The following is a 24,144-nucleotide window of genomic DNA, read 5'->3' as shown; positions in this document are numbered from 1 at the left end:
CTCGGCGTGGGGCTAGACCGGCAGCAGAGCGTCGATGACCCCGGCCAGCTGCTTGGCCGAGCGGCATTCGTGCATCGGGATGACGTCGGCGTAGCGCGGTACCGCGGAATCCCCACTGCCCCACAGGTGCCGGGGCTCGGGGTTGAGCCAATGCGCATGCCGGCTGGCGGTCACCAGGTGCGACAGCACTTCCACTCCGGGGTTTCGGTAGTTGGTACGACCGTCGCCGAGCACCAGCAACGCACTGCGCGGCGACACCACGTTCGGGTAGTTCTCGGCGAACGAAACGAACGCATTGCCGTAGTCGGAATGACCGTCGCGGGTATAGACCCCGGACTCCCGGGTGATCCGCTGGATGGCCACCGCCAGGTCGGCCTCCGGCCCGAACAGATGCGTCACTTCGTCGGTGGTGTCGATGAACGCAAACACGCGGACCCTCGAAAATTGTTGGCGCAGTGCATGAACCAGCAGCAGGGTGAAGTGGCTGAACCCGGCGACCGACCCGGAAACATCGCACAACACCACCAGCTCGGGCCGGGCGGGGCGCGGCTTGCGCAGCACTACGTCGATCGGCACCCCGCCGGTCGACATCGACTTACGCAGGGTCTTGCGCAGGTCGATGGTGCCGGCACGGGAACGTCGCCGGCGCGCGGCCAGCCGAGTTGCCAGGGTGCGGGCCAGCGGCGCCACCACCCGGCGCATCTGCCGCAGCTGTTCGCCGGACGCACGCAGGAACTCGACGTTCTCGCTCAGCTGCGGGATTCCGTACATCTGCACATGCTCGCGGCCCAACTGTTCGGCGGTGCGCCGCTTGGTCTCGGCGTCCACGAGCTTGCGCAGCGCAGCGATCCGCTGCGCGGCCATCGCCTTGGCGATCTGCTCCTGGGAGGGGCTTGGTTCGTCACCGTAGGGCGCGAGCAGCCCGGCCAGCAGCTTGCCTTCCAACTCATCGAGCGCCAGCGCTTTGAGCGCCTGGTAGGCCGAGTAGGACGGGCCCCGGCTGGAGCGGTATTGCCCAAAGGCCCCGACGATCGCCGCGATCATCGCGGACAACCGGGGATCGGTGTCGGCGAGGTCGGGGTTCTCGGTCAACAGATCGAGCAGCATGGCCCGCATGTCTTCAGCGTCCTCCGGCAGGGGCACATCCTCGGCCGGCTGCTCGTCGCCATCGACCACGACCGTGCGCCCGCCCAGCGCGGCCGGGAACCACAGATCGAACATGGCGTCGTAGGTGTCGCGGTGGTCGGGGCGGCGCAACACCGCGCAGGCCAGTCCTTCCCGCAGCACCTCCCGGTCGTCGAGCCCGATCACGGTCAGCACCCGCCCGGCGTCGACTGTCTCAGAGGGGCCCACCGAAATCCCCTGCCCGCGCAGCGCTTCTACGAACCCCACCAGATGCCCCGGAATTCCATGCGGGGCAAGGGGTTGCGGCGGGCGGGTACGGCGCACCATCAGACGGCCATCAGTTCAGTCGCAGCTCTCCGGACGCCCGCACCTGATCGGATTGGTGCTTGAGCACTACCCCCAGGGTGGCCGCGACGGTGGCGTCGTCGATGGTGTCCATACCCAAGGCCAGAATGGTGCGGCCCCAGTCGATGGTCTCGGCCACCGACGGGAGCTTCTTGAGCTGCATACCGCGCAGCACCGCGATGATGCGAACCAACTCGGCGGCCAGATGTTCGGGCAACTCGGGCACCCGCGACAGCAGAATGCGGCGTTCCAGGTCCGGATCGGGGAAGTCGATGTGCAGGAACAGGCAGCGGCGTTTGAGCGCTTCGGACAGTTCCCGGGTCGCGTTGGAGGTCAACACCGTGAACGGGGTCCGCGTTGCGGTGATCGTGCCCAGTTCCGGGACCGTGACCGCGAAGTCGGAGAGCACCTCCAGCAGCAGGCCCTCGATCTCGATGTCGGCCTTGTCGGTCTCGTCGATCAGCAACACGGTCGGATCGGTGCGCCGGATCGCGGTCAGCAGCGGACGCGTCAGCAGGAACTCCTCGGAGAACACGTCCATCTTGGTGGCGTCCCAGTCCTCGCCCTGACCGGCAGTGTTGCCGGACTGAATACGGAGGATCTGCTTGGCGTGATTCCACTCATAGAGCGCCCGGGCCTCGTCGACACCCTCATAACACTGCAGCCGCACCAGCCCGGAGCCGGTGGCCGCGGCGACCGCGCGGGCCAGTTCGGTCTTGCCGACCCCGGCCGGTCCCTCCACCAACAGAGGCTTTCCGAGCCGGTCGGCCAGGAACACCGCGGTGGTGGTGGCGGTGTCTGCCAGGTAGCCGGTCTCGGCCAGCCGGCGCGCGACGTCGTCGATGTCGGAGAACAGCGGCGCCTGGCGGGCCGGGGTGGCGGGGCTGGCGGGTTTTTCCATGCGGATGTAACTCCTTCGAGGCGCCTTAGACAGGACGGGTGTGGCCGTCACCCCACACGATCCATTTGGTCGATGTCAGCTCCGGCAGCCCCATCGGGCCACGGGCGTGCAGCTTCTGAGTGGAGATGCCGATCTCGGCGCCGAAGCCGAACTGCTCGCCGTCGGTGAAGGCCGTGGAGGCGTTGACCATCACCGCTGCGGCGTCGACCTGCTCGCTGAATCGCTGGGCAGCCGCCATGTTAGTGGTGACGATGGCCTCGGTGTGGCCGGTGCCGTATTCGTTGATGTGGTCGATCGCGTCCTCGAGCCCATCGACCACGGACAGCGCGATGTCCATCGCCAGATATTCACGGCGCAGGTGGTCCTCGGCAGCGGCGTCGTCGGCATCGCCATGCACCGCGACCCCGGCCGCGGTCAACGCGTCCACCAGCCGAGGCACTGCGGATGCGGCGATGGACTTGTCGATCAGCAGGGTCTCGGCGGCGTTGCAGACGCTGGGCCGGCGGGTCTTGGAGTTCAGCAGCACCTGCTCGGCGATGTCGAGGTCGGCGGCCTCATGGACGTAGACGTGACAGTTGCCGACGCCGGTCTCGATGGTGGGTACCAACGCGTCGCGCACCACGGCTTCGATCAACCCGGCCCCGCCGCGCGGGATCACCACGTCGACCAGTCCGCGGGCCTGGATCAGGTGGGTGACGGTGGCGCGATCGACGGACGACAGCAGCTGCACCGCGTCGGCGGGCAGGTCCTCGCCCTCCAGGGCGCCACGCAGCACGTCGACCAGGGCCTGGTTGGAGTGGGCCGCCGACGAACTGCCGCGCAGCAGTGCGGCGTTGCCGGACTTCAGCGTCAACCCGAATGCGTCCACAGTGACGTTGGGCCGGCCCTCGTAGACCATGCCCACCACGCCGAGTGGGACGCGCTGCTGCCGCAGCAACAGTCCGTTGGGCAGGGTGTAGCCGCGCAGGACCTCGCCGACCGGGTCGGGTAGGCCGGCGACCTGCCGCAGTCCGGCGGCGATCCCGTCGACCCGGGCCTTCGACAGCGCCAACCGGTCCAGGATGGCCTCGGGCGTCCCAGCGTCACGGGCGTTCGCGACGTCGCGCTCGTTGGCCGCCAGGATGTCGTCGGCGTGGGCCAGCAGCGCGTCGGCTGCGGCGTTCAACGCACTGTTCTTGGCTGCGGTGGACAACGCCGTCAGGGAACGCGAGGCGACTCTCGCGCGGCGGGCGGCGTCGTGGACCTCTTGGCGCAGGTCGGGAAGCACGGGGACGCTCATCGTGCCAGAGTATCGGCGAACGCCCGATCAGGTAAAACGGCCCCACTGTGTTGACGTGCGGCGACCCGCTACGAAGATGCCGCGGGACGCCGCTGATCAATGATGCGGCCCAGCTCTTGCAGCAACAGCGGCTTGGTCATCACCAGTTCTTCGATGTTCTCGCGGTCGATGACTACCGCGGTCACTTCCTCCAGGGCGTGCGCGTCGAACAGACTGGGTTGCCGGGTCAGCGTGGTGACTCCGAGAAACGCACCGTGCCGCAGCGTGGCGTCCGACCAGGCCGGATCCGCACTGGTGAGCCGGACACTGCCCTCGGTCAGAAATGTCATCGCGGTCGGCACCTGGCCGGCCCGTTGCAGGGCCTCATCCCTGCCGTAGCGGACCACCGTGGCGTATGACTCCAAAGCGCGCTGGTCGTCGTCGGTCAACCGGAGCGCGGGTGCCACTACTGACCGCAGTGCCTCAGCCACCCGTTCCGGTGTCGAGAACACGTCCTCGGCTTCGTCAAGGTGTAGTCCCTCCCTTCGGGCGGCATACCAAAGCCATCGCAGGAAGGTGGTCTGCGCCGCACCGTCGTCGGCCGGTGAGCCCAACGCAACCGTGGTGCGGTACTGGCCACCACCGAGCGCCGCCGAATCCGGCGCCTCGCCGGTGGTTCGCATCGGCAGAGCGGTCGCAACCCGCGACAACAAAGCGCACACCTGATCCGGCGGATCGATGACGGCGAATGTGGTCGTGATCGATACCCGGTGGGCACCGCCGGATCGACTGATGTTGGTGAACGAGGTACCGGCCAGCACCGAGTTCGGCGTGACCTGTAGCCCGTCGGCGGTGCTGATGTGCACCGCCCGCCAGTTCACTTCGACGACCCGGCCGCGCGCGGTGGGGGTGGAAAGCCAGTCGCCGATCCGAAATGGCTGCTCGAACAGCATGAACAGGCCCGACACGATCTGGCCGACCGAATTCTGCAACATCAGGCCGATGACCACCGACGTGACACCCAGCGCGGTGAACAGGCCTCCGATTCTGGCACCCCAGACGTGGGACAGGATCAGCGCCAGGCCCACACCGATCAGCAGGAATCGTGCGACATCGACGAAGATGGTCGGTATCCGGCTGCGCCAGGAGCCTTTCGGCGCGCTCTGGAAAAAGGTCACGTTCAGCCCCGACAGCAGCACCACCAGAACCACGAACCCGAAAGCGGTGTAGATGATCCGCAGCGTCGGATCGTGTCCCGGTACGCCGGCGACATGCGCCAGTAACACCAGCAATGCGCCCAGCGGCAACAGGTAATTGCGCGCCAGAGCCACCGGTCGGGCGAGATGGCTGCCTCTGCGTGCCAGCGCCACATGCCCTTCGGTGAGCAGTACCAGGCCCACCGGGAGGCCGATCGCGACACCTGCCGCCCAGTACAGCCATGCCCCGAAAATGTTCACGGCGCCTCGGACAATCGCCAGGCCTGCTCCTCGGCGTCACCCATCGTGAGGGTGCCGGCCAGTGAGAATTCCGCGGTGCCGTCCAGCATGTCGCGCACCCTGGCGGTGACGTAGATGCCGGATTCCGGTGTGACTCTGCGCAACTGATAGGCCAGGTTGACGGCAGAGCCCCACAGGTCATAGGTGACCCCGGACCGGCCCACCAGACCGCTGACGACTTCGCCGGTGTCGACCCCGGCCCACAAGCTCAGCCGGTAACCGGTTTTGACGTCGAACCGATCAACGATGCGCTGCATCTCGCAGGCGAATTCGACGATACGGTGCACCCCATCCAGCCTCGGGGTGGTCAAGCCACAACCCGCGAGATAGCCGTTGTACATGGTGCGAATCCGTTCGACCCCAACGGCTTCGGCCGCTGCGTCGAACTGTCTGACCAGATCGTCGACGGTTGTCACCAATTCGCTTGCGGAGACCTCGGAGGACAGCTGGTCGATTCCATGCAGTTCGGCGTAGACAACGCTGACGTTGTGGTGCTCTTCCGCTATGGCCTGCTCGCCCCCGCGGTAACGCCGTACCACCGACTCCGGCATCAGGGACAACAGGAGCTCATCGTTCTGTTTGCGCTGCTGATCGAGCAGCTCCTCCTTCGTGCGAAGGCTGTAGCTCATCTCGTTGAACGCCTTGGTCAGTTCGCCGATCTCGTCAGCCGTCCGGGCCGGCACCGCGGCGCTGTAGTCGCCGGCGCTGATCCGCTGGGCTGCGACCTGCAGACGGCGGATCGGCTGCAGGAAGAGTCGCGCCAGCAGCATGGCCAGCACGCAGATGGCGAAGATGACGCCGGTGGTGGCAAGCACCACCCGCTTGCTGAACGAAGTGACCGCGGCATAGGCGTCGGAGTAGTCCCTGGTCGCCAGAATCGACCACTGCAGGTCCGAGTTGGGTACGGTCAGCGGCGCGTACGCAGCCAGCTCGCGGTTTCCCAGATAGGCATACCCGTTGGTCAGCGTGCCGGTCTGGCCACGCTGCGCGGCCTCCAGTCCCGGTCCGCCGACCGGCTGCACCAAGGTGGTGGTTCCCAGCCGCAGCGCGCGTTCCACCGTCGCCTCCGAGGTCCCCGCGGCCACCGCCTCCCGGCGATACCGCTCCGGATCCTCCAGGAACAGTCGCGAATCGGAGCGCATCAGGTGGTCCGGACCTGCCAGATAGGTCTCGGTGGTGTGACTTAGCCCGGCGGCCTCCCACTCACGGTCGGCGGTCATGATCCGATTGACTTTGGCGCTGGGCAGCGGCAAGGCCAACACGCCCTCGACCGTGCCCTTGGTGCCGACCGGAGACACCAGCCAGGCGGTGGGTGTGTCCAAGTTGGGTTGGTACGGCTGGTAATCGGTGATCCAGACAAAATTGACTGCGTTGGCCGCCAACGCCTTGCGATAGGCGTCGCGCAGACCGGATTCGCGGTAGGGACCGGTGAGCACGTTGGTGCCCAAGTCCACGCCCTTGTTCACCGAGTAGACCACGTTGCCTCGGGTGTCCAGAAGCAACGCATCCAGGTACTCATTGAGCCGGACGATTTCAGCGAAGATGTTGTTGAACTGGGCATTTGCCGCCGACCAGGCACTGCCGTCCCCGGCGTCGCCGGACTTTTTCGGCTCCGCGACAATGCCCGCGGTGTAGCGGGCCTGCAGGTAACGCTGCGCGTTCGCCGTGGGCAGCAACGCGGCGATGTCCGGTTGCTCGCCGCTCCGTTCGCCCAGCGCCTTGGTGAAGTGGTCTTGGTAATAGGCCTCTATCGCCCGCTGTTGTTCGGGCGTGACTGCGGCAGTTGCGAGCTCGTCGAATCCGGCGGTAAATGCCTTGAGTGCGGTGGCCGCGGTCACTCCCCCGCTGAAAACGACCAGGGAGTTGGTCATCTCGGCAAACAATCCGGTGACCGCACGGCGCTGCGCCTCCCGTGCCTGCACCAGTTTATTGGTGGCCGCATGCTGCAATTCCTGTGCGCCATACTGGAACTCGACGAATCCGACGACTGCGACCGAGGAGACGCTGGTGAGCAGCAGAATGAACATCAGTTTGGTCTGAATACTGAGCCGAGACAGCAGCCGCCAGCGCCGGCGCTCATCACTCGCCGTGGCCACTGTCGACGGTGCCGAGTCCACCCGGCCGCTCCCTTCCCCGAATACCGGATGGTTCATCACCCTAGGGGATGCACGACATTCCGCGGTCGTGAATGCGAAGCTGGATCGCATGGCGACGCGGGTGTGCGTAGTGGGCAGCGTGAACCTCGACACCGTGTTCAACGTCGCCACCTTGCCCGCCCCGGGCGAGACGGTGCTGGCCGCGGCGCGCGGAACCCACCCCGGCGGAAAGGGCGCAAACCAGGCGGTGGCCGCGGCACGAGCGGGAGCACGGGTGCAGTTCGTCGGCGCAGTCGGTGACGACGACGCCGGACTGCGGCTGCGCCGGCACCTACAGGGCAACGGTGTCGGGACCGACGGCCTGACGACGATGCCCGGGCCCAGCGGCTCGGCGGTCATCACGGTGGACCCGTCCGGGGAGAACACCATCGTGGTGGCCCCCGGCGCCAACGGCGCGTGGGCGCTGGATTCCGGCCAGCGTGACCCGATCGCCGACTGCGACGTGCTACTGATGCAGCTGGAGATTCCGATCCCGGTGGCCACCGCGGCGGCACGGCTGGCCCACGCGAGCGGGGCCACGGTGATCCTCAACGTGTCGCCGCCCGCCACCGACCTGTCCGAACTGGCCGGGCTCATCGAACTGATAGACGTGGCAGTGGTCAACGAATCCGAAGCCGCGCGGTTCGATCACGAGGTGCCGCACCGGGTGGTCACCCTTGGTGCCCGTGGTGCCCGCTATCACGGTGCCGGTAGCACCCTTAGCGTGCCGGCACCGGTGGTGCAGGCCCTGGACAGCACGGGCGCGGGCGACGTCTTCGCCGGTGTGCTGGCGACCGGATGGGCCGGCGGCGTCGAACACGCACTGCGACGAGCCTGTGTGGCAGGGGCGCTGGCAACGCTGGTAGCCGGCGCTGGGGACTGCGCCCCCAGCGCGGAGGCGATCAGGGCAGCCCTGGAGGCGTTCAGACCCCGACGTTGAAACCCAAGTCGACGTCGGACGCGGCCTGCCCGCCGCGGATCCCCCAATTGTCCCGATCCACCTCGTGCAGGGTGATCATGACGTGGTCAGCGGGAATACCCAGCGCAGCAAGGCTTTCGACAATCCCTGAATAAAGCAGCCGCTTGGCCTCCAGAGACCGGCCCGAGAAGCAGTCGATCGAGACCAGCGTGCGGTACTCGGGCTTCGCGAGCTGCGCCGGAACCGCGAACCGGTGCGGTTCGTGGACAACCAATCGCACGTTCTTGTCCTTGACAGGGATCTGGAAAGCGGTCACCAGCGCGCCGTGGACCGCGTCGATGATTGCGACTTCCTCGGCCGGCTCGTAGCGGCGACGGACCTCGATCAGGACGGTGGGCATGATTCCCACCCTGCCAGATGGTCAGCGCCGGTTGGCCCGCACCCACTGGATGGTCCCGAAGTCCTTGACCCGCACGCTGGTGAGGCCATCCTCGGCGCCCCTCCCTACCCCTGCGGAATCTCCCGTTCGATCTCGTCGAGCCAGATCCGCGCCGACATGTCCGACGGGGCCCGCCATTCACCCCGCGGCGACAGCGAACCGCCGTGGGATACCTTCGGTCCGTTCGGCAACGCTGAACGCTTGAACTGACTGAACGAATAGAACCGCTGCACAAAGACTTTCAGCCAGTGCCGGATGTCTGCCAGCGAATAGGCCTGCCGTTTGTCCGCCGGATATCCGGGAGGCCAGGAACCCGCTTCCACGTCATGCCAGGCGTGCCAGGCCAAGAATGCGGTCTTGGCGGGGGTGAATCCGTACCGCAACGCCTGGAACAGCGCGAAGTCCTGCAGCGAGTACGGGCCCACCTTGTCCTCGCTGCGCTGAATCTCTTCGCCGTCAGCCGCCGGCACCAGTTCCGGGCTGATCTCGGTGTTGAGCACTGAGGCCAGTACCGCGCACACGTCGGAATCGAACTCCCCGGAGTTGATCACCCACCGGATCAGGTGCTGGATCAGGGTTTTGGGAACGCCACCGTTGACGTTGTAGTGCGACATCTGGTCGCCCACCCCGTAGGTGGACCAGCCCAGCGCCAGCTCGGACAGGTCACCGGTGCCCAGCACGATCCCGCCGTTCTGGTTGGCGATCCGGAACAGATAGTCGGTGCGCAGACCGGCCTGCACGTTCTCGAACGTGACGTCGTAGACGGCTTCACCGCGGGCGAACGGGTGCCCGAGCTCGGACAGCATCAGTTTCGCGGTCTCGCGGATGTCGATCTCGGCGAACGTCACCCCCAACGCCTTGCTCAGTGCAGCGGCATTGGCCTTGGTGCGCTCGCCGGTGGCAAAGCCGGGCATGGTGAACGCCAGAATGTCACTGCGCGGTCGGTTCTCCCGGTCCATCGCCCGAGCGGCGACGATCAGGGCGTGCGTCGAATCCAGTCCGCCCGACACCCCAATGACCACCTTGGGACAGTTCAACGCGCGCAGTCGCTGCTCCAGACCAGAGACCTGAATGTTGTAGGCCTCGTAGCAGTCCTGTTGCAGTCGCTGCGGATTCGACGGCACGAACGGGAATCGTTCGACCACCCGCCGCAGGCCGATGTCCCCGGCCGGGGGGTCCAGAGCGAACTCCACCCGCCGGAACGCCTGCACCGCATCCCGCTGGTGGCGGCGGTTGTCGTCGAAGGTGCCCATGCGCAAGCGCTCAGAGCGCAGCAGCCCGAGGTCGACGTCGGCGACCGATCGGCGGGGGCCGTTGGGGAACCGTTCGCTTTCGGCGAGCAGGGTGCCGTTCTCCCAGATCATGGTCTGGCCGTCCCAGGCGAGGTCGGTGGTCGACTCCCCCTCTCCCGCGGCGGCATAGACGTAAGCGGCCAGGCAGCGCGCCGAGGCCGACCGGGCCAACAGGCAGCGGTCCTCGGCGCGTCCGACGGTGATCGGACTGCCGGACAGGTTCGCCAGCACCGTCGCACCGGCCAGGGCGGCCTGGGCACTGGGCGGCACCGGCACGAACATGTCCTCGCACACCTCGGCGTGCAGCACGAACCCGGGCAGATCGGTCGCGGCGAACAGCAGGTCTGGCCCGAACGGGATCTCCACCCCGCCCAGCCGAATGAGTCCGTGTTCGCCGGCGCCGGCAGCCAGCTGGCGGCCCTCGTAGAACTCCCGGTAGGTGGGCAGGTAGGACTTCGGCGCGACCCCGAGGATGCGCCCGCGGTGGATGACCACCGCGGTGTTGTAGACGCGGTGCCCGTAACGCAGTGGCGCCCCCACCACCAGGACCGGCAACAGTTCCGTCGACGCCGCGACCACGTCGAGCAGGGCCGCTTCGACGGCACCGAGCAGGCTGTCCTGCTGGACGATGTCGTCAATGGAGTATCCCGACAGGGTGAGTTCGGGAAAGACGGCCAGCACGACACCGTCGTGGTGGCATTCGCGCGCCAGCTGCAGCACCGACTCGGCGTTGGCGGCCGGGTCGGCGAGCGTCGTACGGTGCGTGCAGGCGGCAACCCGTGCGAACCCATGCCGGTAAGCGTTGTAGAAGTCCCCAGAATGCTCCATTGCCCCCATTGTCGCCTGGACTGTGTCAACGTGCAGCTTTCGGGTATCACCAGGGCATGACCGATACCGCGGTGGTCGTCGTCGACATGCTCAACGCCTACCGCCACGCCGACGCGAAACAACTGGCCGGCAACGTCGCGCAGATCGTCGAACCACTCGCCGACCTGGTCGAACGCAGCCGGGACGCCGAAGATGTCGACCTGATCTACGTCAACGACAACTACGGCGACTTCACCGCTGGATTCGCCCAGATCGTCGCCTCGGCACTGGAGGGTGCCAGACCCGAGCTGGTTCAGCCGATCGTCCCGGTAGCCGGCGATCGGTTGATGACCAAGGTGCGACACAGCGCCTTCTACGCGACTCCGCTGGAATATCTGCTCGGCCGGCTCGGGACCCGCCGGTTGATCCTGACCGGGCAGGTCACCGAGCAATGCATCCTCTACACCGCGCTGGACGCCTACGTTCGGCACCTACCGGTGGTGATACCGATCGACGCCGTCGCCCACATCGACCCGGAACTGGGCGCCGCCGCGCTGGAGATGATGTCCCGCAACATGGCTGCTGAGCAGTCGACGGCCGAGAAGTGCCTACGCTAGCCGGATGGGCGGAACCGAGCCGACGGTCTGCGACCTGCTGACGCTGCTGGCGGGCCGACGGGTCGCGGTGCTCACCGGCGCCGGTATCTCTACCGATTCGGGCATTCCGGACTATCGCGGCCCGGACTCCCCACCGAGCAACCCGATGACCATCGCCCAGTTCACCGGCGACCGGGTGTTTCGGCAGCGGTACTGGGCTCGCAACCACATCGGCTGGCGCCACATGGCCGCCACCGCGCCCAACCTCGGGCACGTGGCACTGGCCGCGTTGGAAGAATCCGGCGTGGTGACCGGGGTGATCACCCAGAACGTCGATCTGCTGCACACCAAAGCAGGGAGCCGGCGCGTGGTGGATCTGCACGGTAGCTACGCGACGGTGATCTGCTTGTCCTGCGGGCAGACGATGAGCCGAGCGTCGCTCGCCGAGCAGTTGGAGGAGCTCAACCCGGGGTTCACCGACCGGGCTGGAAAGCTCGGCGGCATCGCCGTGGCGCCCGATGCGGACGCCGTCGTCACCGATACCGCGTCATTCCGCTTCGTCGACTGCCGGCATTGCGGCGGAATCCTCAAGCCCGACATCGTCTATTTCGGCGAAAGCGTCCCCAAAGAACGCGTCGCTCAAGCCTATTCGATGGTCGATGACGCAGAGGCGTTGCTGGTGGCGGGTTCGTCGCTGACGGTGTTCTCCGGCTACCGGTTCGTTCGCCACGCCGCCGCACGCGGTGTCCCGGTCGGGATCGTCAACCGCGGGCCCACCCGCGGCGATGAGTTGGCCGACGTCAGGATCGACGGCGGTTGTTCGCCGACGCTGGCGTTGCTGGCTTCGGAGCTGGCCTGCGAAATTTCGTCGCGGTAATCCATCAGTAGCGGCACGCAATCGCCGCGAATCCTGCACGATGCTCCGGTGACAAAGCAGCGGCTCACGCCCGACCAGCGCAACTCGTTCCTCGCCGCCGTGTTGGGCTGGTCGATGGATGCCTTCGACTACTTCATCGTGGTGTTCGTCTATGCCGACATCGCCAAGACCTTCGGCCATACCAAGACCGAAGTCGCGTTCCTGACCACGGCCACGCTGGTGATGCGCCCGCTCGGGGCGCTGCTGTTCGGCCTGTGGGCCGACCGGGTCGGCAGACGAATACCACTCATGGTGAACGTGGTGTTCTACTCGACGGTGGGGTTCCTGTGCGCTTTCGCCCCCACCTTCACCGTGCTGGTGATTCTGCGTCTGCTGTACGGGATCGGGATGGGTGGCGAATGGGGGTTGGGCGCGGCGCTGGCCATGGAGAAGATTCCAGCCGAGCGGCGCGGGTTCTTCTCCGGCCTGCTGCAGGAGGGCTATCTGTTCGGCTACCTGGCCGCCACCGTGGCCTCGCTACTGGTGAACGACTTACTGGGGTTGTCCTGGCGCTGGCTGTTCGGGCTTTCGATACTGCCGGCCATGGTCAGCCTGTTGATCCGCTACCGGGTGACAGAGTCCGAAGTTTGGCAGGCCACCCAGGATCGGATGCAGCTGACCCGCACCAGGATCCGCGATGTCTTCACCGACGCCAAGGTGATCCGCCGATTCTGCTACCTGGTGCTGCTGATGACGGCGTTCAACTGGATGAGCCACGGCACCCACGACATCTACCCGACATTTCTGACCTCTCCCGACGGCGCGGGCCTGTCCCATGTCACGGCCAAGTGGATCGCGGTGATCTACAACATCGGCGGGATCATCGGCGGGCTGATCTTCGGTTCGCTGTCACAGCGGCTGGGCCGGCGCTACGCGATCATCTGGGCCGCGGTGATGGGTTTGCCGATCGTGCCCCTGTTCGCGTTGTCACACACCGCGGGCATGCTGTGCCTGGGCTCGTTCCTGATTCAGATCTGTGTGCAGGGTGCCTGGGGCGTGATCCCGGCCCACCTGACCGAGATGTCACCGGATGCGATCCGCGGCTTCTATCCGGGCGTGACCTATCAGCTGGGCAATCTCTTCGCCGCGTTCAACCTTCCGATCCAGGAGCACTTGGCGGCCGCCCACGGATACCCGTACGCCCTGGTCGTGACGCTGGTGCCGACGCTGATCGCGGTCATCGTGCTGACCGCGATCGGCAAGGACGCCACCGGCCGGCACTTCGGTCCAGGCGCGACGGCATCCCTTCGTGAAGCGGCGGAGCCTGCTTGACAACATTTTCAATAAGAGGTATTTTTCGTAAAAATTAGCCGTATTTAATTGGCCGGGGGGCTAATGATGCGTCGTCGTCGGACAAGCATCCTTCGCGGGGGATTTCTCGGAGCCGGCTTGGGAGTCGCACTGGGTGCCGCGTTTGCCGCCGGCCCGGCCGCATCCGCAGACGCCATCGACGATGCCTGGCCCTATCTTGACCCGGTGTCGCCGGTGTTCCCGTACTACTACGCGGCGCCGGGACTTCCGACCATCCCCGGGACTGATCTGTGGTACACAGTCGACCACACATCTTCCAGTGTCCCGTACCTGTACAGCGATTTTCATGACGTCGTCACCGCCACCCTCGACGGCCCGGCGTATCCGCACGTCGGAACCGTTGCAGATGCGTTTATCTTGTTGCCGATCATTCCCGCGGTCGGCGGACTCGCAGGGGCTCCGGTGATCACGAATTATTCCCTGAACGATCCCGTCCTAGGGTTCGCTGACGCATTCACCCTGCTGAACGGATTGACCAACACCTACCTCAGCGACTCGGCGGGCGTGAAAGACGTGCTGAGCATTTATGGCCTGCCGCCGCTGACCTTGTTCGAATTCCCCGCCGTTGACGCCGGCGGGACGGCATTGGAATCGGGCGACGGATTCGCGCAATTGCTGGCAGATCTCGCGGGCATCACTCCGAGCCTGTAGGGGCCGGGAGAGCCCGGCACCACCGTCAGAACGTGCAAGACATGGCGCGGATGCCGTGAATGAAGCTGCCCGCCAGGTACTCCGGTTCGCCGGCCTCGATGCGCGGCAACCGATGGAGTAACTCACCGAAGAGGGCGCGCAACTGTGCCCGGGCCACATGGGTTCCCAGGCAGTAGTGCTGCCCACCGCCGCCGAAGCCCAGGTGCGGATTCGGATCGCGGCTCAGGTCCAAGCGGTCCGGATCGTTGAATACGGTGTCATCCCAGTTGCCGGATGCGTAGAACATCGCCACCTTGTCGCCGGCGCGAATGGTCTGGCCGCCGAGTTCGTAATCGGTCGCGGCGGTGCGCCGGAAGGTCATCACCGGTGTGGCGTAGCGAATGAACTCCTCTACCGCGGTCCCGATGCGGCGGTCGAAATCCTCCAATAGCCAAGCGCGCTGGTCGGGGAAGTCGGTGAGCGCTCGCAGGGCATGACTGGCGGTCTGGCGGGTGGTGTCGTTGCCCGCCACCGCGAGCAGCACGAAGTAGGCGGACACCTCGGCATCCGTGAGCCGGTCACCGTCGACCTCGGCGTTGACCAGGCTGCTGAACAGGTCATCACCGGGAGTGTCGCGGCGCTGCGCCGCCAGCGCGCCGGCGACCTGATGCAGGTACATGATGTTCTCGCCCATCACCGCCAGTGGGTCGCGCCCGGCGAGGAACACCGAGTCGTTAGTCGACACCAGCGCATCGGCGGCATGGGCCACCCGTGCGCGCTCGGAATCCGGCACGCCCACCATGTCGGCCAGCGTGCGCAGCGGCAGTTCCTTGGAGCAGTACTCGACAAAGTCGGCTCCACTGCCGGCCGCCTTGAGTTCGTCGACGATCGCCTTGGCGCTGGCCTTGATCGAGTCCTCGATGCGCCGAATCTGCCGGGGAGTGAACGCCGCGGTAGCCAGCTTGCGCAGTTTGGTGTGCCGGGGCGGATCCATGGCCAAGAAAGACTGCGTGGTCTCCAGCATCTCCGCGGGGATGTTCTCGAACTGCACGCCCTTTCCGGATAGGAACACCTCGTTGGTGCGGCTGACCTCGACGATGTCGGCGTGGCAGGTGACTGCCCAATATCCCGGGTCGTCGGGATCGTTGAGCATGGCGTCTTGCACCGGCGGATGCCAGCTCACCGGACGCTCGGCGCGCAGCATTGCGAACGAGCGCTCCCGCTCCGCGGCGGTGCCGGACCAGAACGCACGGGAGGACAGGTCGACCGGGTCATAGCTGCGCAGCGCGGCGGATGGTGCAGTCACGAGACCCCCTTGGCGTATGGCCCCGGTCACACCGGGCTCGAGCCGACACTAGGTCTAGACATAGTGTCTAGTCAAGACGTCGGGCTTGCCGTTACGCTGACCACCGTGGCTTCTGTGACCCGCAAGCCCCCCACCAGCCGCCAGGAGCGGCGCGAGGAGATCGAACGCCGCCTCCTCGACGCCACCGAGCGGCTGATGAGCGCCGGCGCCAGCTTCACCGAGCTCAGCGTGGACCGACTCGCCACCGAGGCCGGCATCTCACGCGCCAGCTTCTACATCTACTTCGAAGACAAAGGCCATCTGCTGCGCCGGCTCGCCGGCCAGGTGTTCGGCGATCTGGCTTCGGGGGCCGAGCGTTGGTGGGGCGTGGCGCAGCGCCGCGATCCCGACGATGTCAGCGCCGCGATGGCCTCGATCATCGCCAACTATCGACGGCATCAACCGCTGCTGATCGCACTCAGTGAGATGGCCGGCTACGACCCGCTGGTGGGCGCCACCTACCGGGATCTGCTGACCGGAATCTCGGGCCGGGTGGCCCAGGTCATCGAAGACGGCCAGGCCGACGGCTCCATTCGCCGCGAGTTGCCCGTGGCCGCCACCGCGAGTGCGCTCACCTGGATGGTGGAGCGGGTATGCCAGCAGAACCTGCCGGTCCGCGACGCGGACTACGATTCCGAGCTCGCCACTGCACTGACTGAAATCGTTTGGGGTGCCCTATATCTCAAGCCAACGGAGAAGTAGGGCCGGTCCACGCCGAGCGATCATAGGAGCTCTCGATCTTCTGACGCCGCCGCTTCAACCGGGCAGGAAACAGCGCAGACAGGCCAGAGGCCGGAGGAACCCGGGTTGGGGACAAGACGAAGGTGATGTTGCCGCGGCGGACGCGGACGTTCGCGGCACTGTTGATGTCGAGCCGAAAGTAGTTGTTGTGGACCAGGACCAGGCCCAGCAGAGCGTTTCTGACGGCCAGCGAGTCGACGTCTGCCGCGGGCAGGTTGGGAAAGTCGGCCATGCCGTCGTATTGGCGACACAGGTCCGTCACCGCGAACCGGGTGTCCGCCGGTACGCCGACGCCGCCGTAGTCGGGCAGCTTCATGAACGTGACCAGCTTCGGGTCGGCCCGATAGATGCCGTGGAACGGCTGCTCGGGATTGGCCACTAGCAGAAACGACACCCTGTCGGTGGGGACCGATGAGGTCGGCCCCCTCTCGCGCAACCATTTACAGGCGACCTGCGCCCCCATGCTCACGGCGTAGACGAGTACGTCGTCGGCATTGGGAGAGGCGTTGAAGTGGGCGGTCAGCATGTCGTCGAGGGCTTGCGCACCGCGCTGCACCGCGGCGACCGCCGGGACATAGCGCAGTCCGTCGAAGTAGGTGTTGGGATACTTGACGTTTTCGACGGTCTTGCCCTTGGTGACCGCGCCCCGGCACATGAACCGCAGAAACCCACTCCAGCCCGCCCCGTCGATGGTGAACACCGTGGACATCTACCAACCCCTATCGCTGGCATCGACAACCCAACGTGCGTAGTTGTACGCCCCTGACCGGCGTGTCGCTGGGCAAACACGCACGCTCGCGGGAAGGATTCGCGGGAAGGACCGGGGTGGGAAGGGACTACACCGCGACCAGGTCGTCGGCGTGCACGACCGGCCGACGCGCATCCGGGGCCAGCTCAGCGGTGGAATGACCGATCATGGCGTCCAGCTCCGCGGCGTCGTAGCCGACCACGCCGCGGGCCACCACCGATCCATCCGGGCCACAAAGTTCGACCACATCGCCGCCGTAGAACCTGCCCGAGACCGCGGTGATCCCGGCCGGCAGCAGGGAGCGACGGCGAGCCAGCACCGCCTCGACGGCCCCGGCGTCCAGCGTCAGCATCCCGGCCGCGTCGGCGGCGTGGCGCACCCAGAATTTGCGCGCCGACAACCGTTGCGCCCGGGGTGCGAAGACGGTGCCTACCGATGCATCCGAGAGGGCGGATGCTGCCGCGCTGGCGGCGGCCAACAACACCGGCACTCCCGCATCGGCGGCCAGCAGTGCCGACGACAGCTTGGACACCATGCCGCCGGTGCCCAGGTGACTGCCCTCGCTGGCAACCACATCGGCGAGGTCATCCGGTCCGGACACCTCGGGGACCAGACGGGCCGGGCCCTTGCGCGGATCGGAGTCGTAGAGACCGTCGATGTCGGAGAGCAGCACCAGCGCGTCGGCGCCCACCAGATGCGCCACCAGCGCAGAGAGCCGGTCGTTGTCGCCGAACCGGATCTCGCTGGTGGCCACCGTGTCGTTCTCGTTGACGATCGCCACCGCGTGCAGCGCGCGCAGCCGGTCCAGGGTGCGGGCGGCGTTGGTATGCGACACCCGCATCGACACGTCCTGTGCGGTCAGCAACACCTGCCCCACCGTGCGGCCGAACCGGCCGAAGGCGGCACTCCACGCGTTGACCAGCGCCACCTGGCCCACACTGGCGGCGGCTTGTTTGGTGGCCAGATCGCTTGGCCGCTTGGACAATCCGAGCGGCTCCAGGCCCGCGGCGATGGCCCCCGAGGACACGATCGTCACGTCCGAGCCGGCCTTCATTCGGGCCTCGATCGCCTCGGCCAGCCCGGCCAGCCGCGCCGCGTCGAACATGCCGGACTCGGTGGTCAGTGCGGTGGTGCCGATCTTGACCACGACGGTGCGCGCGGTGCGAATCGCTTCGCGCGCACCACTGCCGGTCACTCGTCCTCCGAATGCTCTCGGCGCTGCTTGCGTGCCACCTTGCGCTCGGCGGCACCCACTCGGTCGCTGCGCTCCAGCCGGGTGTCGGTGCCGCGGCCGGACAGCGTGATGTCCACCCCGGCCTGCGTAGCCGGCTCCCAGTCGAAGGTCATCTCCCCGATGGTCACCGCGCAACCCGGTTTGGCGCCCCGCTTCAGCAGCTCGTCCTCGACCCCGAGTCGGGCCAGCCGGTCGCCCAGGTAGCCGACCGCCTCGTCGTTGTCGAAGTTGGTCTGATGCACCCAGCGCTCGGGTTGGGTACCCCGCACCAGAAAACCGCCCTCGCCGTCGGATTCCACGGTGAACCCGGTATCGCCCGCACGCACGGGCCGGATCACCGGGCGGCGCGCGACCGGCTCCGGCTGCGCCGCGCGGTACGCCGACACCATCTCGGCCAGCGCGAATGTCAAGGGCCGCAAGCCGGCACGGCTGACCGTCGAGACCATGAACACCGGCCAGCCGCGCTCGGCCGCGATGTCGTCACGGACGAATTCGGCCATCTCCAGCGCCTCGGGCACGTCGATCTTGTTGAGCACCACGGCCCGCGGCCGGTCGACCAGGTCGCCCAGCGTCGAATCCCCTTGCATGGTGGGGGTATAGGCGGCCAGTTCGGCTTCGATCGCTTCGATGTCGGAGAGCGGGTCACGACCCGGCTCGGCGGTCGCACAGTCCACGATGTGAACCAGCACCGCGCAGCGTTCGATGTGCCGCAGAAAGTCCAGACCCAGTCCACGCCCGGCCGAGGCGCCCGGGATGAGGCCGGGCACATCTGCCGCGGTGAAGGTGTGCTCGCCGGCCGAGACCACGCCCAGGTTCGGCGCCAGCGTGGTGAACGGATAGTCGGCGATCTTGGGTTTGGCTGCCGAGATCACCGACACCAGAGCGGATTTGCCCGCGGACGGGAATCCGATCAGCCCGACGTCGGCAACGGTCTTGAGTTCCAGCGTGAGGTCGCGGGACTCTCCCTTCTCCCCCAGCAACGCGAAGCCGGGCGCCTTTCGGGCGCGCGACACCAGGGCCGCGTTGCCCAGCCCGCCTCGCCCGCCGGCGGCTGCCTCGAAGCGGGCACCCGTGCCCACCAGGTCGGCCAGCAACCGCCCGTGCTCGTCGAGCACGACAGTGCCGTCGGGAACTTTGATCTCCAGGTCCGCGCCGAAAGCGCCGTCCTTGTTGTTGCCCTGGCCCTGCTTGCCGGACGCCGCGTCGATGTGCGGCCGAAAGTGAAAGTCCAGCAGGGTGTGCACCTGGGGGTCGACGACCAGCACGACGCTGCCGCCGCGGCCGCCGTTACCACCGTCGGGCCCACCGAGCGGCTTGAACTTCTCCCGGTGAATCGAGGCGCAGCCGTTGCCCCCGTCGCCGGCCCGCACATGGATGACAACGCGGTCGACGAACCGGGACATGGCGTTACTACCTATCCGGCGCCCGAAGGCGCCCAGTTACGCCAGCGACTAGTCGCGGGCGACAGGCACGATGTTGATCAACTTGCGGCCACGCTTCACGCCGAATTCGACGGCACCGGGTGCCGTGGCGAACAGGGTGTCGTCGCCGCCGCGCCCGACGTTGACGCCGGGGTGGAAGTGAGTGCCGCGCTGGCGGACCAGGATCTCGCCGGCCTTGACGACCTGGCCGCCGAACCGCTTGACGCCGAGTCGCTGGGCGTTTGAGTCGCGCCCGTTACGTGAGCTGGAAGCGCCCTTTTTGTGTGCCATCTCGCTGCCTCCTGCTGCTACTTGATTCCGGTGACCTTGAGCACGGTCAGCTGCTGACGGTGACCCTGCCGCTTGTGGTAGCCGGTCTTGTTCTTGAACTTGTGGATGCGGATCTTGGGGCCCTTGGTGTGCTCCAGGATCTCGCCGGTGACCGCGACCTTCGCCAGCTTGGCGGCGTCGGTGGTGACGGTGGCACCGTCCACGACCAGCGCGACCGGCAGCGAGACCGACGATCCCGGCTCGGACTCGATCTTCTCAACCTTGAGCACGTCACCAACGGCAACCTTGTACTGCTTGCCGCCGGTTTTGACGATTGCGTACGTCGCCATCGTTGGTTTCTACCTCTGCTTCTCGGGCGCGCACGCCATCGGGACTTGCGCAGGTGTCTGGGGTTCTGTCCGCCGAGCTGTGGTTATTCCCGCCTGGCGACAACTGGTCAAGGGTACGTGACCAGCGGCTAAGGGGTCAAACCGGCACGACCTTAGATCGGAGGTCCGGCAGGTCGGGCCGCCGCACGCCGACGACGCGGACGCTCGACCACCACAACCGGCACCTCCGGCTCGTCAAAGTCCTCGGAATCCTCGGAGTCTTCGTCCTCATCAGACTCGTCCGACTCGTCCGACTCATCGATGACATCGAGGTCGTCGTCGAAGTCCTCGTCGTCATCGTCGTCGAGATCGACTTCGTCGGCGTCTTCGTCGTCATCGTCGGCGTCTTCGTCGTCGGCGTCGTCTTCGGCGTCTTCGTCTTCATCGTCGGCGTCGTCGGCGTCGTCGTCTTCAGCCTCAGCGAGGTCCTCGTCGGCCGCGTCGGACTCCAGGTCGTCCTGAGCGACCTCGTCGGCGCCCTCGACCTCGTCGACACCTTCGGTGCCCTGCTCGGCGAGGTTCACCAACAGCTCATCGGTGTCGGGCGCGGTCTCGTCGTCGGACTCATCCTCGTGACGATCGCTGGCCGCGGCCATCGCCTTGAACATCGGGTGGTCGCCTGGCGTATGCACCGGAACCTTGGTGACCGGCGGTTCGTCGACCTTCGGCTTCTTCGCGCGCTTGCTGCGGCGGCTGCTGCTGGTGCTGCTGCCGCCCGATTCGGACTTTCGCCCCGGCGCAGCGGAGTCCACCGGGTCGGCGTGCAGCACGATTCCGCGTCCGGCGCAGTGCTGACATGACGTCGAGAACGCCTCGATCAGCCCCGTGCCCAGGCGCTTGCGGGTCAGCTGCACCAGCCCCAGCGAGGTCACCTCCGAAACCTGATGGCGGGTTCGGTCGCGGCCCAGCGCCTCGGTCAGTCGGCGCAGCACCAGGTCCCGGTTGGACTCCAGCACCATGTCGATGAAGTCGATGACGATGATGCCGCCGATGTCACGAAGGCGCAGCTGCCGCACGATCTCCTCGGCGGCCTCCAAGTTGTTCTTGGTCACCGTCTCCTCGAGGTTGCCCCCCGAGCCGGTGAACTTGCCGGTGTTGACGTCGACCACCGTCATCGCCTCGGTCCGGTCGATCACCAGCGTGCCGCCCGAGGGCAACCAGACCTTGCGGTCCAGCGCCTTGGCCAGCTGTTCGTCGATGCGGTGCACGGCGAATACGTCCGGACCGGCCTGGCCCTCCGGGCCGGTGGGCGCGGAGTAGCGGGTCAGCTTCGACACCAACTCGGGCGCCACCGAGCCCACGTACTCGTTGATCGTGGCCCACGCGTCGTCACCGGAGACCACCAACTCGGAGAAGTCCTCGTTGAACAGGTCGCGGATCACCTTGACCAGCACGTCGGGCTCTTCATAGAGCGCGACCGCGGCACCGGCCGCCTTCCCCTTGGTCTCGGCCGCGGTGGCCTCGATCTGGGTCCAGCGTTCCTGGAGCCGTTCGACATCGGAGCGGATGTCGGATTCCTTGACGCCCTCCGATGCGGTGCGAATGATCACGCCGGCGTCGGCGGGCACCACCTCACGCAGGATCTCCTTGAGCCGCTGACGTTCGGTGTCGGGCAGCTTGCGGCTGATCCCGGTCGACGACGCGCCCGGGACGTAGACCAAGTAGCGGCCGGCCAGCGAAACCTGGGTGGTCAGGCGGGCACCCTTGTGCCCAATGGGGTCCTTGCTGACCTGCACGACGACGTAGTCGCCGGGTTTGAGCGCCTGCTCGATCTTTCGGTTGGCACCGCCGAGCCCGGCGGCTTCCCAGTTCACCTCACCCGCGTAGAGCACACCGTTGCGGCCCCGGCCGATGTCGACGAAGGCGGCCTCCATCGACGGCAGCACGTTCTGGACAACGCCCAAGTAGACGTTGCCCACCAGTGAGGTCGATGCGGCAGACGTCACGAAGTGTTCGACCATCACGCCGTCTTCCAGCACGGCGATCTGGGTGTAGCGGGCGCCCTGATGCGGCGGCTCGGTCCGGACCCGGTCGCGGACCACCATCCGGCGTTCGACGGCCTCGCGGCGGGCCAGGAACTCGGCCTCGCTCAGGATCGGCGGGCGGCGGCGTCCGGCGTCTCGGCCGTCACGGCGACGCTGCCGCTTGGCCTCCAGCCGAGTCGACCCGGTGATGCCCTGGATCTCGTCGTCGCCGGTGCCCCGGTCGCTCTTGGCGGACCGGCTGGTCTTGGCGCGCGGCGCCCGTTCGTGCACGACCGTGTTGGGCGGGTCGTCCGACGACGCGGCGTCCTCTTCCTCGCCCGCCCCGGCCTTGCGCCGGCGGCGGCGGCGACGGCGACGGTTGCCCGCGTCCTCAGCCGAACCGCCCTCCTCGTCAGCGGCGTCCTCGGCGTCCCCGGCCTCCTCCGATTCCGCGGCCGAGTCATCGTCCTCGGTCTCGTCGTCGGAGTCCTCGGCTGTCGCCCCCTCGGACCCGCGACCCCGACCACGGCCGCGGCGACCGCGGCGCCGACGCCGGTTGGCCGGCCGGTCCCCGTTCTCGTCGTCGGCGTCGGCGTCGGCGTCGGCGCCGCCGAGGTCGTCGTCGTCATCGTCATCGTCGGCATCGGCGTCGGCGACACGAGGCACCGGGCGCTCGAAGGCGACCGGCTGCGGCGCCACGAACAACGGCATGTAGTCAGCGCGCGCGGCGACCGGCTCCGGGGCCGTCTCCAGCAGCAGCCGGGACTCGGGCTCGTCAGGGACCTCGCCGGTCCCCTCGGCTTCGCCGGCCTCCTGGAACAACCCGCCCACAGCGGGTGCGGCGACCGACTCGAGCAGGTCGCGGACTCGCACCGCCTCGACACGGTCCACGCTGGAATGGGCGCTGCGCGTCCGGCCGTCCAGCTCGGTCAGCGCTTCCAGGACCCGCCTGCTGGTGGTGCCCAGAACCCGCGCCAGCGAGTGCACCCGCAGTCGATCGGGCAACTCCTCGTGTTCATGCGGCGCTGCTGAAGCGTCTGAATCGGGGCCTTTAAATAGAGAGGGGTCTGACACGTACGTCTCCTCAAGCCCCCGGGCGCGTCGTTGCGACGCGGCCACGCGAGGACTTCTCGTTATGGGCCCGGCTCACTTACCCGGGCTTGTGGTGGTCTCGCTCCGAGGGGCTCGGGTTGAACCGACTCGGTGCCTGGCTGAATGAGAACCGGCGATCGGCGCCGCATCACATATCGCGACCGTCGCACTCGCCGAAGTCTTCATTCGGGTGTCGGACACCGGTCCGGTGACGTTCACCCGTTAGTCAGTATCCCACACAATCCACAGGAGCCGGACGAAAGGCACTAACTTCCGGCGTCAGGCCAGGGTCATCGGAGTGGCCGACGCCGACGGCTTCAGGTCGGGGAACCACAGCGCGATCTCCCGCTCGGCCGACTCCGGCGAGTCCGAGCCGTGCACCAAGTTGAACTGGGTCTCCAGACCGAAATCGCCACGGATGGTGCCAGGGGTGGCCTTGGCCACCGGGTCGGTGCCACCGGCGAGCTGCCGGAACGCCTCGATCGCGCGCGGTCCTTCCACCACGGCGGCGACCACGGGGCCTGAGGTGATGAAGTCCAGCAGCGAAGCGAAGAACGCCTTGCCGTCGTGCTCGGCGTAGTGCTGCCGGGCCACGGCCTGCTGCACCGGCCGCAGTTCCAGGGCCGCCAGCGTCAGGCCCTTCTTCTCGATGCGGTTGATGATCTCGCCCACCAGTCGACGGTTCACGCCGTCCGGCTTGATCAGTACCAAAGTCCGCTCAGTCATGCAGCGCCGCTCCTGTCCCATCGTTCCGCCCTGCGTCATCGCCA

Annotated in this window: 21 protein-coding genes; 6 read left to right on the top strand and 15 right to left on the bottom strand. The window is 67.1% G+C overall.

Features of this window, described 5'->3' with window-relative positions:
* Positions 1-12: 12 nt before the first annotated feature.
* The 5 genes from ACJH71_RS13555 to ACJH71_RS13535 form a co-directional block, all read right to left on the bottom strand.
* Positions 13-1,455 (bottom strand): vWA domain-containing protein, encoded by a 1,443-nt coding sequence (locus ACJH71_RS13555; protein WP_406758635.1) that lies wholly within the window; start codon positions 1,453-1,455, stop codon positions 13-15.
* A 7-nt stretch (positions 1,456-1,462) separates the two neighbouring features.
* Positions 1,463-2,371, bottom strand: a complete 909-nt coding sequence (locus ACJH71_RS13550; protein WP_406758526.1) for an AAA family ATPase — start codon at positions 2,369-2,371, stop codon at positions 1,463-1,465.
* Between the two features lie 25 nt (positions 2,372-2,396).
* Positions 2,397-3,650, bottom strand: coding sequence for a glutamate-5-semialdehyde dehydrogenase (locus ACJH71_RS13545; protein ID WP_406758525.1), 1,254 nt, complete (start codon positions 3,648-3,650; stop codon positions 2,397-2,399).
* A gap of 68 nt (positions 3,651-3,718) precedes the next feature.
* Positions 3,719-5,086: a mechanosensitive ion channel domain-containing protein gene (locus tag ACJH71_RS13540; RefSeq protein WP_406758524.1), complete on the bottom strand. Its 1,368-nt coding sequence runs from the start codon at positions 5,084-5,086 to the stop codon at positions 3,719-3,721.
* Complete coding sequence (locus ACJH71_RS13535) at positions 5,083-7,278, bottom strand: adenylate/guanylate cyclase domain-containing protein (RefSeq protein ID WP_406758523.1); 2,196 nt, start codon at positions 7,276-7,278, stop codon at positions 5,083-5,085. The genes ACJH71_RS13540 and ACJH71_RS13535 overlap by 4 nt, the downstream gene beginning before the upstream one ends.
* 52 nt (positions 7,279-7,330) lie before the next feature.
* Here ACJH71_RS13535 and ACJH71_RS13530 point away from each other — a divergent pair, with 52 nt between their 5' ends.
* Positions 7,331-8,200, top strand: coding sequence for a ribokinase (locus ACJH71_RS13530; protein WP_406758522.1), 870 nt, complete (start codon positions 7,331-7,333; stop codon positions 8,198-8,200).
* Here the strand turns inward: ACJH71_RS13530 and ACJH71_RS13525 are convergent.
* Together ACJH71_RS13525 and ACJH71_RS13520 are read right to left on the bottom strand one after the other, a co-directional pair.
* On the bottom strand, positions 8,184-8,579 hold the full coding sequence (locus ACJH71_RS13525) for a tautomerase family protein (protein ID WP_406758521.1): 396 nt from the start codon (positions 8,577-8,579) through the stop codon (positions 8,184-8,186). The genes ACJH71_RS13530 and ACJH71_RS13525 overlap by 17 nt on opposite strands.
* A 104-nt stretch (positions 8,580-8,683) precedes the next feature.
* Positions 8,684-10,738 carry an NAD(+) synthase gene (locus ACJH71_RS13520; RefSeq protein WP_406758520.1) on the bottom strand — a complete coding sequence of 685 codons (2,055 nt, stop codon included), beginning with the start codon at positions 10,736-10,738 and terminating at the stop codon, positions 8,684-8,686.
* A gap of 56 nt (positions 10,739-10,794) precedes the next feature.
* On the opposite strand from ACJH71_RS13520, the gene ACJH71_RS13515 reads away from it, so the two are divergent.
* The 4 genes from ACJH71_RS13515 (at position 10,795) to ACJH71_RS13500 (ending at position 14,191) form a co-directional block, all read left to right on the top strand.
* Positions 10,795-11,334 (top strand): cysteine hydrolase family protein, encoded by a 540-nt coding sequence (locus ACJH71_RS13515; protein ID WP_406758519.1) that lies wholly within the window; start codon positions 10,795-10,797, stop codon positions 11,332-11,334.
* A gap of 4 nt (positions 11,335-11,338) precedes the next feature.
* Positions 11,339-12,190 (top strand): NAD-dependent protein deacetylase, encoded by an 852-nt coding sequence (locus ACJH71_RS13510; RefSeq protein WP_406758518.1) that lies wholly within the window; start codon positions 11,339-11,341, stop codon positions 12,188-12,190.
* A gap of 48 nt (positions 12,191-12,238) precedes the next feature.
* Positions 12,239-13,501 carry an MFS transporter gene (locus tag ACJH71_RS13505; protein ID WP_406758517.1) on the top strand — a complete coding sequence of 421 codons (1,263 nt, stop codon included), beginning with the start codon at positions 12,239-12,241 and terminating at the stop codon, positions 13,499-13,501.
* Positions 13,502-13,705: 204 nt separating this feature from the next.
* Positions 13,706-14,191: a hypothetical protein gene (locus tag ACJH71_RS13500; protein ID WP_406758516.1), complete on the top strand. Its 486-nt coding sequence runs from the start codon at positions 13,706-13,708 to the stop codon at positions 14,189-14,191.
* Positions 14,192-14,216: 25 nt separating this feature from the next.
* Here the strand turns inward: ACJH71_RS13500 and ACJH71_RS13495 are convergent, their stop codons facing one another.
* Complete coding sequence (locus tag ACJH71_RS13495; protein WP_406758515.1) at positions 14,217-15,476, bottom strand: cytochrome P450; 1,260 nt, start codon at positions 15,474-15,476, stop codon at positions 14,217-14,219.
* 105 nt (positions 15,477-15,581) lie between these two features.
* On the opposite strand from ACJH71_RS13495, the gene ACJH71_RS13490 reads away from it, so the two are divergent.
* Entirely contained in the window at positions 15,582-16,217 is a 636-nt protein-coding gene (locus ACJH71_RS13490) for a TetR/AcrR family transcriptional regulator (protein ID WP_406758514.1), read from the top strand.
* On the opposite strand, the gene ACJH71_RS13485 is transcribed toward ACJH71_RS13490, so the two are convergent.
* The 7 genes from ACJH71_RS13485 to ndk all read right to left on the bottom strand — a co-directional run bounded on the left by ACJH71_RS13485 (position 16,198) and on the right by ndk (position 24,100).
* Positions 16,198-16,965: a PE-PPE domain-containing protein gene (locus tag ACJH71_RS13485; RefSeq protein ID WP_406758513.1), complete on the bottom strand. Its 768-nt coding sequence runs from the start codon at positions 16,963-16,965 to the stop codon at positions 16,198-16,200. The two genes, ACJH71_RS13490 and ACJH71_RS13485, sit on opposite strands and share 20 nt — an antisense overlap.
* A 127-nt stretch (positions 16,966-17,092) precedes the next feature.
* Entirely contained in the window at positions 17,093-18,199 is a 1,107-nt protein-coding gene (gene proB, locus ACJH71_RS13480) for a glutamate 5-kinase (protein WP_406758512.1), read from the bottom strand.
* The gene (gene obgE, locus ACJH71_RS13475) at positions 18,196-19,641 is read right to left on the bottom strand and encodes a GTPase ObgE (RefSeq protein WP_406758511.1); all 1,446 of its coding nucleotides are present in this window, start codon (positions 19,639-19,641) and stop codon (positions 18,196-18,198) included. The genes proB and obgE overlap by 4 nt, the downstream gene beginning before the upstream one ends.
* A gap of 48 nt (positions 19,642-19,689) precedes the next feature.
* The gene (rpmA, locus tag ACJH71_RS13470) at positions 19,690-19,950 is read right to left on the bottom strand and encodes a 50S ribosomal protein L27 (protein WP_024440772.1); all 261 of its coding nucleotides are present in this window, start codon (positions 19,948-19,950) and stop codon (positions 19,690-19,692) included.
* Between the two features lie 17 nt (positions 19,951-19,967).
* Positions 19,968-20,279: a 50S ribosomal protein L21 gene (gene rplU, locus ACJH71_RS13465; RefSeq protein WP_024440773.1), complete on the bottom strand. Its 312-nt coding sequence runs from the start codon at positions 20,277-20,279 to the stop codon at positions 19,968-19,970.
* A 152-nt stretch (positions 20,280-20,431) separates the two neighbouring features.
* A complete protein-coding gene (locus ACJH71_RS13460) occupies positions 20,432-23,356 on the bottom strand; it encodes an Rne/Rng family ribonuclease (RefSeq protein ID WP_406758510.1) in 2,925 nt (974 codons plus the stop codon).
* Between the two features lie 297 nt (positions 23,357-23,653).
* On the bottom strand, positions 23,654-24,100 hold the full coding sequence (gene ndk, locus ACJH71_RS13455) for a nucleoside-diphosphate kinase (RefSeq protein ID WP_406758509.1): 447 nt from the start codon (positions 24,098-24,100) through the stop codon (positions 23,654-23,656).
* Between the last annotated feature and the right edge of the window lie 44 nt (positions 24,101-24,144).

Source organism: Mycobacterium sp. SMC-15 (assembly GCF_045310925.1).
GTDB lineage: Bacteria > Actinomycetota > Actinomycetes > Mycobacteriales > Mycobacteriaceae > Mycobacterium.
The sequence above is the reverse complement of the archived record's forward strand: the minus strand, read 5'-3'. Positions and strand labels throughout refer to the sequence as shown.